Source organism: Flavobacterium sp. 120 (assembly GCF_003633605.1).
In the GTDB taxonomy this organism is placed as follows: domain Bacteria; phylum Bacteroidota; class Bacteroidia; order Flavobacteriales; family Flavobacteriaceae; genus Flavobacterium; species Flavobacterium algoritolerans.
This window is the reverse complement of record NZ_RBKZ01000001.1, coordinates 1,003,350-1,016,400: the sequence shown is the minus strand read 5'-3', so window position 1 is coordinate 1,016,400 and position 13,051 is coordinate 1,003,350. Positions and strand designations below refer to the sequence as shown.

Below are 13,051 nucleotides of genomic sequence, written 5' to 3'. Positions count from 1 at the left end.
TTTGCTATGAAAGAACCGCTACAACAAATAAAAGGACTTTCAAATGATGAAGTCTTGCAATCAAGAGCAAAACATGGAACAAATTCCATAGCGCATCAAGACAAAAACAACTTCTTCACTTCTTTAATCGAAATGGTTAAAGAACCTATGTTTTTATTGCTTTTGACCGCTACCAGCATTTATTTTATCACAGGCGATTTTGGCAACGGAATTTTTATGGCTATTGCTATTGTAATGGTTTCTACGATATCACTTTATCAGGAATCAAAAAGCAGAAACGCAATCGAAGCTTTAAAAAAATTATCTCAACCCAAAAGTAAAGTCATTCGCAATAGCGAAATTATAGAAATTCCAAGCGAGGAAATTGTCTTGGGTGATCTCATTCAAACCGAAGAAGGAACCTTTATCCCCGCAGATGGTACCATTATCAAGTCCAATGATTTTTCTATAAATGAATCCATTCTTACCGGTGAATCGCTGGCTGTCTTTAAAAATGAAACGTCTGAAAATAATCAAGTATATCTTGGAACAATTGTCACCAGCGGTTTAGCCATTTGTGAAGTAACAGCCATTGGGAACCAAACCCAATTAGGCAAAATAGGGAAAAGTCTGGAAACGATTATCGAAGAAAAAACGCCTTTGCAAATACAAATTGGGAACTTTGTAAAAAAGATGTCTTTTGTGGGACTGGCAATTTTTGGTATCGTCTGGATTATTAATTATTATAATTCAAAAGATGTTCTGGACAGTTTATTAAAAGCGTTGACCTTGGCAATGAGCATCATCCCTGAAGAAATTCCAGTGGCTTTTACCACTTTTATGGCACTTGGTGCTTGGCGCTTGATGAATATGGGAATTATTGTCAAACAAACGAAAACGGTAGAAACCTTGGGCAGTGCCACCGTAATTTGCACCGATAAAACAGGAACTATCACCGAAAACAAAATGAGTTTGGCGCAATGGTACACTTTTTCATCGAATGAAATATCTAATCCAAAGAAACAGCTAAGTAATGACGAACTCGAATTATTAACGCTTTCCATGTGGGCCAGTGAACCTATTCCGTTTGACGCCATGGAAATTGCATTACATGAAGCGTATTCAAAATTAGAAATTCTAGATGAACGAGCCCAATTCAAATTGACACATGAATATCCATTATGCGGAAAACCTCCCATGATGACCCATATTTTTGAAAACCAAAATGGAACCAAAATTATTGCTGCCAAAGGTGCGCCCGAAGCCTTAATTGCATGCTCTAATCTATCCGAAAAAGAAACACAACAAGTACTTGCCGCAATGACAACTATGGCTCTGAAAGGGTTTCGCGTTTTGGGTGTTGGCGTAGCTGAATTTTCAGGAACAAATTATCCCGAAACGCAACAGGAATTTTCTTTTGATTTCAAAGGACTGGTTGCTTTTTATGACCCACCAAAAGAGAATATAAAAGCCGTTTTTGAAACATTTTATAAGGCAGGCATTCAAGTAAAAATAGTTACTGGTGACAATGCAGCGACAACAGCCACTATAGCCAAACAAATTGGTTTTCGAAACGTAGAAAAAACACTCAATGGAGATGAATTAATGGCGATGGACGATGCCACTTTGAAAGAAAAAGTAATGGAAACTGCCATTTTCACAAGAATGTTTCCTGAAGCCAAACTCAAAATCATAAAAGCGCTGAAAGATAACAATCAAATTGTAGCCATGACTGGCGATGGCGTAAACGACGGACCCGCATTAAAATCAGCGCACATAGGAATTGCTATGGGCAAAAAGGGAACCGAAATCGCCAAACAAGCCGCGAATCTTATCCTTATTGAGGATGATTTTTCAAAAATGATTGACGCTATTGCCATGGGCCGAAAAATATATAACAATCTAAAAAAAGCGATTCAATACATCATTTCGATTCACATTCCAATTATCATGATTGTCTTTATTCCTTTGGCTTTAGGATGGATTTATCCCAATATTTTCTCTCCGGTTCATGTCATTTTTCTGGAAATAATTATGGGCCCTACCTGTTCTATAATTTATGAAAATGAACCTATGGAACGCAATTTGATGCTCCTCGAACCAAGACCATTTACCACGACCTTTTTTAAACTGAAAGAAATAACGATAAGTATTATTCAAGGGTTTGTCATCACTTTAGGACTTTTATTTGTCTACCAATATTGTGTTGCTGACAATTGCTCCGAAAGCGCCACAAGAACTGTTGTATTCCTCACTTTGATTGCCTCCAATATTTTCTTGACACTCACCAACCGCTCTTTTTACTATTCAATATTTACAACTTTACGTTATAAAAATAATTTAGTTCTAATGATCATTGGCGCAACCATTCTAATCACTGTTTTATTGCTATTTGTCCCCTTATTTGCTCATTTTTTCGAGTTCGAAAGAGTTTCTGGTTTTCAAATTTGCCTGAGTATTTTAGTGGGATTTGTCTCGGTACTTTGGATAGAAATTTACAAAGGATTTAAACGACAAAGACTCAAATAAAAACCAATCTTATTTTTTACTATCCTTAAAAATAACATTAAGACCTAGCTGAAAAGACAGACTATTGGCTTTAGTGACATCCTTATATTCCAAAAGATTATCGGCAAGAACATAGAAATTAACCGGTCCAAACATACTGGACAAGCCCAATCCTATATTTTTATAGGAATAAGAATCTATGGTATAAGTTGCTTTCATTTGCAACGAATTGAAAATTTTTCTTCTGTAATAGGTCGTAAAAGCAACTAAAGGCGTTCTCGGGGTAGACATTACAAATAATTGAGCACCTACAGCACTTTTATAAATAGTTTCAGGATCATAATTAAGACAATTACAATCTTCGGAGACTTCTTCTTCGAATGAAAACTGAATGGAAGTATTGAGTTTTGTAGGTCTCCAAGTTGTATAATCGGCATACAAGGTATCCAAAGGAACGGCATCCTTAAATTCCTGATACCCATCTTCTGCTGAATTTCCAGAACTGAATTTGGGAATAACCCCTTCGTATTTATAAGTTCCTTTAAAAGTCAAACTTTCTACTTCATTAGTATGCTTTATAAAACCAAAATCTATCACACTTGCAGTAAATTGAATGTTTTTCTTTGGATAATAAGTTAAACCGGCATCAAATCCCAAACCTAAATTTCCGCCTAGAAGGGCTCTTTTAGTAATATCTTTTACCACATTTGGATCGTAATCTTCATCATCATATTTAGCAATCCCTGATGTATTGAATTGCAAATCCGAATAAATCATTTGCTCATAAACACCTTGTGTGGAAGGAATGGTATAAATATATCCTGAATTATTCGTGGAGTTAACATTATAAATACTGGAATAAATCTTTCCTCGCGCTCCTAGAATTAATTTTTCATTTATCTTTTTATGAAACCCCAGATGAAAAACTGAAAGCATTTCTGCTTTTAGATTCAAATCGCCTAAATTGAATACTTTGCCCAAATAATCTCTATTTCCGTCCAAAACCAAAATTGCAATATCTTTAGGAACATAGCTCATAAAATCAAATTCTTGGTACATACCAAAAGAAACATAGGAATCTCCTTGTTCTCCAGCTATTTTAAAACCGCCATTAAATAACTCTATTTGTTCGTTTATGGCCATTCTGTCTTTTCTTGTAGTGGAGAATACTACATTTCGTAGTTTTACATTAAAATCGACTCCGTTATCTGCAAATAAATCATACGCCGAAAATCCACTGGAGCCTACATTTGTAGAAATACCAGACAATAAAGGAATCCCAAAATACCAATTGTACTTGACATCAGACCCAGGATTAGTCAGCAAAGACTGAGGCACTGAAGTAAAATTATATAGAATTTGTTTGTTTTGTGAAAAGCAACCTATTGTTAGAAATAGAGCAAAAATTAAAATTATTTTTCTCATTCTACTACAAAATAAGCGGTTACTCCTGAACGTAATTTTAGATTTCCTACACTGCTTTCGCTTAATGGAGGACCTGCTAACATGGTGAGCCTAAAAGTAATTTTAATTGTTCTTTTTAATAAATCCAGTGAAGCATTTTGAAATGTTTCAGTTTTAGTAACTATATTTTCTGCACCGGAGTAAGCAGGTACGAAAAAATTTGAGGAATGAACTGGCTGATTATTTCTATCCAGAAAGACTAAGTCTATTCTGTAACTTCTATTTATGGTATTGTTAATTTCAAAAAAAAGATCGATTCTGTTTAACTTTTCCGTGAAAAATTTTTCGCTGAACACATCGACAGTTGGCGCATCAAAAATTACGTTTTGTTCTACTCCTCCAGTTACAAACTGATTGGCCTCAACATCAAAATAAGCTAAATTTGATATAATTACAGGTTCTAACTTTATATCATTTACTTGATTGTAATCTAAATCACTTGCGCATGAAGACGAAAATAAGATTAGAATTAGTACACTTAGGATTCTATGGATGGTCCGTAATTGCATCATATTAGTCTATTAAAAGTAAATTGGGGAACTGTATAACTAACGTATCATTCATAAACTTATTATTTTCAAGATTAGAGTTCAAGTACAATTATCATTTTTTAATTTTAATGAAACTCACCAAATAGCTTAGAAGCCTCATTGTAAGCACTTTCAAAACTCATAGGACTCATGTCTGTTTTTTCTTTTTGCGAAGTAAAATAAGATAATAACTTCTCCGTAGGCATATTACCCGTTAAATCATCTGTTGCCATCGGACATCCGCCAAAACCTTGAATAGCACCATCAAAACGACGGCAACCCGCTTTATAAGCCGCATCAATTTTCTCAAACCATTTATCAGGTGTGGTATGAAGATGCGCACCAAATTCTATTTTGGGATATTTCGGAATTAGATTCGAAAACAAATACGAAATCACATCTGGTGTTGAACTTCCTACCGTATCCGAAAGGGATAAGATTTTAACTCCCATTAATGCTAATTTTTCCGTCCATTCGCCTACAATTTCAACGCTCCAAGGATCACCGTAAGGATTACCAAATCCCATAGAAAGATAGGCTACTACTTCCTTATTAGTCCTATCGGCAATTTCAAGGATTTCATGTAATGTAATTAACGATTCGGAAATCGTTTTATGGGTATTCCGCATTTGGAAATTCTCAGAAATCGAAAAAGGAAATCCTAAATACTGTATTTCGGGATGATTTGAAGCCAGAGTTGCTCCTTGCGTATTGGCAATAATTGCCAATAATTTGCTTTTGGTTTGAGATAAATCCAGTTGTGCCAATACCTCTGCTGTATCTTGCATTTGCGGAATCGCTTTAGGCGAAACAAAGCTTCCAAAATCTATGGTATCAAAACCTACACGTAACAAAGACTGGATGTAAGTCACTTTTCTTGCCGTAGGAATAAAAGGCTTTATGCCTTGCATGGCATCACGTGGACATTCTATAATTTTTATTGGCTCCATAGAAAGCCAAAGATAGAAAAACAATTAAGAATTTTTAAATGATGCGTTTCAAATTTTCTAAAATTGACATTATTACATATTTCGGTAATAAATTAAAATATTAGGCAATTTGGTAACAATTTGATATTAAACTTTTAGAATTAAACTTGATTTTTAAATTATAATTGAATTATCATACGTTTAATCAAAGGAGACATTATTAAATCTTGAAAAGTACCTTCAAAAATAAAATATTACAATCTTTCTAAAATCTTTTTGTTTATGGCTTTCACCAAAGCCGGACCTTCATAAATAAAACCAGTGTACAACTGAACTAAACTTGCTCCTGCATCTAATTTTTCTATTGCATCTTCCGCAGAATGAATTCCTCCTACTCCAATAATTGGGAAGGCTTTATTGCTTTTTTGAGATAAAAAACGGATGACTTCAGTAGAACGATGCGTTAATGGTTTACCAGACAAACCGCCCATTTCTGTTTTATTCTCGGATTGTAATCCTTCACGAGAAATGGTAGTATTTGTGGCAATAACGCCCGCAATTTTAGTTTCTTTGATAATATCAATAATATCAAGCAACTGTTCATCTGTCAAATCCGGAGCGATTTTTAAGAGGATTGGTTTTTGCTTTGGCTTAGCCAAATTCTTATTTTGTAAGGTTTGCAACAATTGTGTCAACGGTTCCTTGTCTTGTAACGCTCGAAGATTTGGCGTGTTTGGGGAACTTACATTCACCACAAAATAGTCCACATAATCATATAATGCATCAAAACAGATTTCATAATCCAAAGTGGCTTCTTCGTTTGGTGTCAACTTATTTTTACCAATATTCCCCCCTATTAAAACGCCTTTATTTTGTTTCAAACGTTCCACCGCTTCTTGAACACCGCCGTTATTGAACCCCATTCTATTAATGATTGCGCTATCTTCTTTCAGACGAAACAATCGTTTTTTAGGATTTCCTTCCTGACCTTTTGGAGTTAACGTTCCTATTTCAATAAAACCAAAACCAAAATTGGACAATTCTTTATACAGCCTGGCATCTTTATCAAACCCAGCAGCAAGTCCAACTGGATTTCTAAATTTTAAACCAAAAACTTCAGTTTCTAATCTTGAATCTTTTACTTCGTAAAGCAATCTAAAAAGGCTAGTAAAACCTGGAATTTTGGACAAAAATCGAATCAATGAAAAAGTAAAATAATGAACTTTTTCCGGATCAAACAAAAATAGAAATGGACGAATGAGTAATTTATACATGGTTGTAGTGTTGTTGGTGCAAAAATAGAACTATCTAATCGATAATTAAATATTTCGAAAAAAAATTATACAGCAACATTTGATTTGGCTTCAGCCAAAGAAGAAATAGTTAAAATAAACAGTAGTTAAATAAAGCACAAAAACTTTACACCAATAAAAAACAAACGATTGACTACTAGTGATTTAAAATTAAAAAATATTGACTCAACATCCTCAACACAAAATAAGAAATGATTTTTTCAATGATTTTTCTTATCTTGTAATAAATAAATTAGTGTTGAACATCAATTTTCATCAACTTAAAAACACATAGCCATGAATATAAAATTATTTCTCACTGTAGTATTGCTTTCTAGTTTTCAACTTTTCTTTGCTCAAGAAACTAAATCAGACACGATAAAGTTAGCCACAAAAACTACGATTACTACGGTTACAACAATCAAAGACACCATAAAAGTTGCTCCAGAAGTAGCAGCAAAATTAGCAACGACTGCCGAAAAAGAAGCATTAAAAAAAGAAGCTAAAGTACTCAAGGACAAAATGAAATTGGAGAAAAAAGCGCTAAGGGAAGCTAATAAAATTGAAAAAGAGCAGAAAGATTTTGAAAAAAAACAAAAAGCTTTTGATAAACGACAAGACAAAATTCTTTCGAGTGAGAAATCGATTAGTAAGATAAAAACAAAAATCTCAGATGAGGAAAGATATTTAATAAAACTCAAAGAAAAATTTGAACAGAGAAAATCAAAAGGAAAGCTTAGTTCTACTGAAATTGAAAAAGAAAATATCAAAATCAGTAAGCGACAAATAAAAATAAATAAGCTGGAAGGCGATCTAGATAAAGCAGAAGAAAAACTGCATAAAATGAGAGATTAATTTGAACCACCTTCGGGTGGTTTTTTTATGTAAAAAAATCTATTTTGCACCAAAAATAGTATTGTTTATTGCTGTTCATACAATGCAATTATTATTTTTAATTTGCAAGATTTAGTTGCTGATTAACTTCAAAAAGCTCCTGAAAAAATGTTTATATTTGCATTAAAACAAATTTAAAATGCAACATATAATTGACCGTTTCATCAGTTACGTAACTATTGATACTGAATCTGACCACAAATCAGAAAGTACGCCAAGTACAGCAAAACAATGGGATTTAGCCAATAAACTGGTTGAAGAACTTAAAACAATTGGATTGCAGGACGTAACAATTGATGAAAAAGCATATATCATGGCTACTTTGCCAAGTAATGTAACTCATGAAGTTCCTGTAATTGGATTTATTTCTCATTTTGACACTTCCCCTGATTTTACCGGAGCCAATGTAAAACCTCAAATTGTATCGAACTATGATGGTAAAGACATTGTATTAAATGCAGATAAAAATATTGTGTTATCACCAAGTTATTTCAAAGATTTATTGCTTTACAAAGGGCAAACTTTAATAACTACTGACGGGACTACACTGTTAGGCGCTGATGATAAAGCCGGAATTACCGAGATTGTTACTGCAATGGAATTCCTTGTTAACAATCCTGAAATCAAACACGGAAAAATCAGAATAGGTTTTACACCTGACGAAGAAATTGGCCGTGGCGCGCATCATTTTGATGTAGAGAAATTTGGAGCGGATTGGGCGTATACAATGGACGGAAGTCAAATAGGCGAATTAGAATATGAAAATTTTAATGCGGCTGGCGCTAAAATCACTTTCAAAGGAAAAAGTGTGCATCCCGGTTATGCCAAAGGAAAAATGATCAATTCTATGTTGATTGCCAATGCTTTTATCAATGAACTTCCCGCAGGAGAAACTCCTGAAGAAACTAAAGGATATGAAGGTTTCTTTCACGTACATCATCTGAATGGAAGTATTGAAGAAACCGTATTGGAATTAATCATTCGCGACCACAACAAGAAAAAATTTGAAAAGCGCAAAGAACTAATCGAGAAAATCGCTCGAAAAATCAATAAGAAATTTGCAAAACAATTTGGTGAAGACATCGTTATCACTGAGATTAAAGATCAATATTACAATATGAAAGAAAAGGTTTTACCTGTGAAACATATTGTGGATATTGCTGAAAAAGCAATGAAAGAAATAGGAATTAAACCGCTTATAAAACCTATTCGTGGTGGAACTGACGGTTCTCAATTATCCTATAAAGGGTTGCCTTGCCCAAATATTTTTGCCGGTGGACACAATTTTCATGGAAAATACGAATATGTACCAGTAGAAAGCATGCAAAAAGCAGTTGAAGTAATTGTAAAAATTGCTGAATTGACAGCTACAGAAGATTCTTCTAAAAAATAATCTATTTTGGAACCTTCAAAAACGACTCATATCTGGGATAGAAATAACAGTTGGTCAGAAGAATTAGAACTTCTAAAATCAGTTATTGTCAAAACGGAACTTGTGGAAACAACCAAATGGGGCGGTATTGTTTATGTCTTGAATGGTAAAAACGTACTCGGAATTGGAGGATTCAAAAATTACTTTGCGATTTGGTTTTTCAATGGAGTTTTATTGCGTGATAAAAAAAAGGTTTTGGTTAATGCGCAAGAAGGCGTTACCAAATCATTGCGACAATGGCGATTTTCATCAAAAAACGAAGTCAATGAACCAGCAGTTTTAGATTACATTCATGAAGCGATTGCCAATGAAAAACAAGGAAAGAATAGTAAACCACAGAAAAAAGAACCTATCGTTTCTGAACTTCTTCAAAAGGAATTAGATGCAGATGCCAATTTAGCAGATGCTTTTCTAAAATTCTCTCCTTACAAGCAATATGAATTTTTAGAATATATTGAAACTGCAAAACGAGAAGAAACCCAACGTTCCCGGATTGAAAAAATCAAACCAATGATAAAAGAAAATATTGGTTTGAATGATAAATACCGATAAAATTAAGTCCCAATTCTGAAACTCAGAGTTGGGACTTTTTTTTGTTCAAAATCATATTAGAATAGCTCTTTGTTCTCCCATAATCTTTTACACGATCTCTTTCTTTAAAAAAAGAAAAACACTTCCTTCCTAGATTACTATTTGTTGTAAAACAGAATAAATTACCTAAATCGTTCTGAAAAACTTAACATTGACCAGTCTATTAAATCACTATATTTACTTACAACCACGTAACAATTTAGTAACACCAGAATAACTATTCGATTAATTGCATAAAAACTAATACTATAAATTATGACACCAAAGAAAGAAGCGGAAACTGATCCAGTATCTCCGGCAAAACCTGAAATTGTTAAGCCAGTTAGAGCTCGAAGAACAAAAGTTGTTAAACCTGAAGTGGAACCCGCTGAAATTATAGTTCCTGTAATTGAAGAAATCATAACAGAAACTATAGAAATTTCGACTATTGATCTAGAAGACAATGATGATAGTGACGTTTCAAATCAGAAAAAAAGTAAAAACAAGATTAAAACCAAAGTAAAGATGAAAGATAAAGACAAGAAAAAGGCTAAAAAAGCCGACGCAAAAGAGAAAGCAAAACAAAAAGCGAAAGCAAAAGCCAAAAAGGCAAAAAAAGCCAAAAAGGATAAAGCTAAGAAAGCAAAAGTTAAAGCCAAGATAAAAGCTAAAAAAGCCAAAGCAAAATCAAAAAAAGCGAAGAAGAATAAAAAAAATAAAAAATAAGGATATTTTTTATCCAAAAAAAAGTCCCAATCCGAATAATCGGTTGGGACTTTTTTAATTCATTAAAATGAGAATTATTTTTTGTTCAATACTGCACTCATTTCCATAGAAATAGCAGAACGCTCCATTTTCAATTTTCCTGACATCGTTTCAACAACAACAGTTGTATCCGCTAACTCAGAAACTTTTCCGTGAAGACCACTTTTTGTGATGATTTTATCACCTACTTTCAAGCTGCTTTCAAATTCTTTTTCATTTTTCGCTCTTTTCTGTTGTGGTCTGATCATGAAGAAATAGATTACCACAAACATTAATAAAAACGGTGCAAATTGAGTTAATTGTTCCATAATTTAAATTCTTTTTTTATTAGTTAATTATTACATTAAACCACGACCAGCTTTAATGATTCTTTTGCTGGATTCCAGTTCTTTTACTAAATTGTCTAAAATTCCGTTGATAAAAATACTACTTTTTGGCGTAGAATATTCTTTGGCAACTTCTAAATATTCGTTAAGAGTTACTTTTACTGGTATTGATGGGAATTTCAAAAATTCACAGATTGCCATTTTAAGAATAATGGTGTCAATTTCGGCAATTCTTTCAGTATCCCAATTTGGTGTTTTATCAAGATATTCTTTGGCTAATTCCGTTTCGTTTAAGACCGTTTTTCTGAACAAATCTTTAACAAAATCCTTATCCTCATTGTCTTTATACAATTTTGGAACTCTGAAATTATCATCTTCACCAGACTTAATGGCTTTCAATTGCTTGATAATATGCGTATTCACTAATGGAATATCATCAACCCAAGTTAACTTATCATCCTCTAAATACTCGTATAATTTCTCGTTTGGAACAATTACATCCATGAATAAATCAACGATAAACTGTCTGTCTTCTTCAAATGTATTTACTGAATTACTCATGTAATCCGCATACAATTTACTTGCTTTTACGTCATTCAAAAGCAGTAAAATATAATCATCGTTTAAAGACCAATTATTGATTTTACGGTTTTCCAGCGCAATACTTAATGAATTGTTTTCGGCAAGGATTTGAAAGATTCTGTTTTTGATGAACTTTTCGTTGGGTTTACGTTCCTCAGGAGTTGCAAGATGTTTCAAACTAGATTTATGTAAAAAGACAGTCTCTGTTTTACAAATTTCAATCAAGGAAGAAAGCATTATAAGGTATAAATCTTGAATATTGTCGATACTGTAAAAAAGGAATTTTTCTTCTTTTTCCAGATTATCTGAACCGCTTTGATGCATCGCATAAATGGATTGCATTACTTTAACGCGAATGTGTCTTCTATTTACCACCTTGTAAGAACTTTTATTAATTAGTCTGCAAAAATAAGTATTTCATTTTTTAAAATAAAATATATAATCGCTTATTTTAAAGTTTTCAATCAGCAGCAATCAGTGAACAGCAATAAATTGCTCACTGAATACTGATAACTGAGTACTATTTTTTACTTTTTACTGTTTTCTATTTTTCTTTGATTGATGCGATTTTGAGCAATAGTCAAAGCAGCATGATGTGTTGTCATCTTGTTAGCAATGGCAAAATCAAATATTTCTAATGTAGTGTTATAAATATTTTCTGTTTTACGCATAATCTCCGCTTTGTCATAATGTGCTAATTCAGCATACACATTGATAATTCCACCTGCATTAATCAAGAAATCCGGAGCATAAAGAATACCTCTTTCCTGTAGAATTGCACCATGAACATTCTCATCAGCCAATTGATTATTAGCAGCACCAGCAATTACTTTTGCTTTAATTTTATAAACTGTATTGTCATTTAACGTTGCTCCCATCGCACAAGGCGCATAAATATCAACATCTGCACTATACAAATCGTCTCCTCTGAAAATTTCTGCATTGTACTTCGCTCCCACTTCATACAATCTATCTTCGTTGATATCCGAAATGGTTACTATTGCTCCTTCTTTTGTCAAATAATCAACTAAAGTTTCGCCAACGTGACCAATTCCTTGAACCAAAACTTTCTTGCCACTCAAAACATCAGAACCAAATTGTTGTTTTGCAGCCGCTTTCATACCTAAATACACACCGTAAGCTGTAACAGGTGATGGATTCCCAGAACCACCTCTTGATTCAGAAATTCCGGTAACATAAGGCGTTACATCTCTAACGATATCCATATCTGCGGTTTCCATTCCTACATCTTCAGCCGTAATATATCTTCCGCTTAAAGAATGTACAAATTCACCAAACTTACGCATCAACTCAGGAGTTTTTTGCGTTTTAGCATCTCCAATAATCACTGCTTTTCCTCCACCAATATTCAATCCTGTAATCGCTGCCTTATAAGTCATACCGCGAGAAAGACGCAATACATCGTTCAATGCTTCCCATTCATTTGCATAATTATACATTCGAGTACCACCTAAAGCTGGTCCCATAACCGAATTATGAATACCAATAATTGCTTTTAAACCTGTATCTTTGTCGTTGCAAAATACAATTTGTTCGTGATCATCAAATGATAATTGACCAAAAACGGGATCCATTTTTTGAAGTTCCTTTCCAGTTGTGAAAGCTGCATTCATAGTGTAAGTTTTTTTAGTGATAAATTACGAATTCGTCAAAAAGACAATCCAAATTTAAACAAAAAATGAATATGTATTGATTTTTTGTTTAAAAATTATCAAATCAATAATTTAGCTCACTAGCAATTCAACATTAAAATTATTAA

12 protein-coding genes are annotated in these 13,051 nt (G+C 33.3%); 5 read left to right on the top strand and 7 right to left on the bottom strand.

The genetic code is table 11. The annotated features are described in order from the left end of the window. Positions 1-6: 6 nt before the first annotated feature. Positions 7-2,508 carry a cation-translocating P-type ATPase gene (locus C8C87_RS04395; protein WP_121341466.1) on the top strand — a complete coding sequence of 834 codons (2,502 nt, stop codon included), beginning with the start codon at positions 7-9 and terminating at the stop codon, positions 2,506-2,508. A gap of 9 nt (positions 2,509-2,517) precedes the next feature. Here C8C87_RS04395 and C8C87_RS04390 read toward each other — a convergent pair whose 3' ends face one another. From C8C87_RS04390 to C8C87_RS04375, 4 genes are all read right to left on the bottom strand, one after another. Next, positions 2,518-3,912, bottom strand: a complete 1,395-nt coding sequence (locus tag C8C87_RS04390; RefSeq protein WP_121341463.1) for a DUF5723 family protein — start codon at positions 3,910-3,912, stop codon at positions 2,518-2,520. Continuing rightward, positions 3,909-4,463: a hypothetical protein gene (locus tag C8C87_RS04385; RefSeq protein WP_233550007.1), complete on the bottom strand. Its 555-nt coding sequence runs from the start codon at positions 4,461-4,463 to the stop codon at positions 3,909-3,911. Before C8C87_RS04385 ends, C8C87_RS04390 begins: the two co-directional genes overlap by 4 nt. Positions 4,464-4,567: 104 nt before the next feature. Then, positions 4,568-5,431, bottom strand: a complete 864-nt coding sequence (locus C8C87_RS04380) for a hydroxymethylglutaryl-CoA lyase (RefSeq protein WP_121341460.1) — start codon at positions 5,429-5,431, stop codon at positions 4,568-4,570. 233 nt (positions 5,432-5,664) lie between these two features. Further along, on the bottom strand, positions 5,665-6,684 hold the full coding sequence (locus C8C87_RS04375) for a quinone-dependent dihydroorotate dehydrogenase (protein ID WP_121341458.1): 1,020 nt from the start codon (positions 6,682-6,684) through the stop codon (positions 5,665-5,667). 315 nt (positions 6,685-6,999) lie between these two features. On the opposite strand from C8C87_RS04375, the gene C8C87_RS04370 reads away from it, so the two are divergent. From C8C87_RS04370 to C8C87_RS15830, 4 genes are all read left to right on the top strand, one after another. Further along, complete coding sequence (locus tag C8C87_RS04370; RefSeq protein WP_099715970.1) at positions 7,000-7,557, top strand: hypothetical protein; 558 nt, start codon at positions 7,000-7,002, stop codon at positions 7,555-7,557. A 178-nt stretch (positions 7,558-7,735) separates the two neighbouring features. Then, positions 7,736-8,989, top strand: a complete 1,254-nt coding sequence (gene pepT / locus C8C87_RS04365; RefSeq protein ID WP_121341456.1) for a peptidase T — start codon at positions 7,736-7,738, stop codon at positions 8,987-8,989. A 6-nt stretch (positions 8,990-8,995) separates the two neighbouring features. After that, positions 8,996-9,580: a YdeI family protein gene (locus C8C87_RS04360; RefSeq protein WP_121341454.1), complete on the top strand. Its 585-nt coding sequence runs from the start codon at positions 8,996-8,998 to the stop codon at positions 9,578-9,580. Between the two features lie 294 nt (positions 9,581-9,874). Next, positions 9,875-10,324 (top strand): hypothetical protein, encoded by a 450-nt coding sequence (locus tag C8C87_RS15830; protein WP_199716367.1) that lies wholly within the window; start codon positions 9,875-9,877, stop codon positions 10,322-10,324. 74 nt (positions 10,325-10,398) lie between these two features. On the opposite strand, the gene yajC is transcribed toward C8C87_RS15830, so the two are convergent. From yajC to C8C87_RS04340, 3 genes are all read right to left on the bottom strand, one after another. Further along, positions 10,399-10,671 (bottom strand): preprotein translocase subunit YajC, encoded by a 273-nt coding sequence (gene yajC / locus C8C87_RS04350; protein WP_099715973.1) that lies wholly within the window; start codon positions 10,669-10,671, stop codon positions 10,399-10,401. Positions 10,672-10,701: 30 nt separating this feature from the next. Next, positions 10,702-11,613 carry a transcription antitermination factor NusB gene (gene nusB / locus C8C87_RS04345; protein WP_121343287.1) on the bottom strand — a complete coding sequence of 304 codons (912 nt, stop codon included), beginning with the start codon at positions 11,611-11,613 and terminating at the stop codon, positions 10,702-10,704. A 185-nt stretch (positions 11,614-11,798) separates the two neighbouring features. Then, positions 11,799-12,905: a Glu/Leu/Phe/Val dehydrogenase gene (locus C8C87_RS04340; RefSeq protein WP_121341450.1), complete on the bottom strand. Its 1,107-nt coding sequence runs from the start codon at positions 12,903-12,905 to the stop codon at positions 11,799-11,801. Between the last annotated feature and the right edge of the window lie 146 nt (positions 12,906-13,051).

Bases quoted from the DNA above. Each gene is read 5' to 3' on its own strand.
- C8C87_RS04395 (WP_121341466.1), top strand. From the start codon at position 7: ATGAAAGAACCGCTACAACAAATAAAAGGACTTTCAAATGATGAAGTC.
- C8C87_RS04390 (WP_121341463.1), bottom strand. From the start codon at position 3,912: ATGAGAAAAATAATTTTAATTTTTGCTCTATTTCTAACAATAGGTTGC.
- C8C87_RS04385 (WP_233550007.1), bottom strand. From the start codon at position 4,463: ATGATGCAATTACGGACCATCCATAGAATCCTAAGTGTACTAATTCTA.
- C8C87_RS04380 (WP_121341460.1), bottom strand. From the start codon at position 5,431: ATGGAGCCAATAAAAATTATAGAATGTCCACGTGATGCCATGCAAGGC.
- C8C87_RS04375 (WP_121341458.1), bottom strand. From the start codon at position 6,684: ATGTATAAATTACTCATTCGTCCATTTCTATTTTTGTTTGATCCGGAA.
- C8C87_RS04370 (WP_099715970.1), top strand. From the start codon at position 7,000: ATGAATATAAAATTATTTCTCACTGTAGTATTGCTTTCTAGTTTTCAA.
- pepT (WP_121341456.1), top strand. From the start codon at position 7,736: ATGCAACATATAATTGACCGTTTCATCAGTTACGTAACTATTGATACT.
- C8C87_RS15830 (WP_199716367.1), top strand. From the start codon at position 9,875: ATGACACCAAAGAAAGAAGCGGAAACTGATCCAGTATCTCCGGCAAAA.
- yajC (WP_099715973.1), bottom strand. From the start codon at position 10,671: ATGGAACAATTAACTCAATTTGCACCGTTTTTATTAATGTTTGTGGTA.
- nusB (WP_121343287.1), bottom strand. From the start codon at position 11,613: ATGCAATCCATTTATGCGATGCATCAAAGCGGTTCAGATAATCTGGAA.
- C8C87_RS04340 (WP_121341450.1), bottom strand. From the start codon at position 12,905: ATGAATGCAGCTTTCACAACTGGAAAGGAACTTCAAAAAATGGATCCC.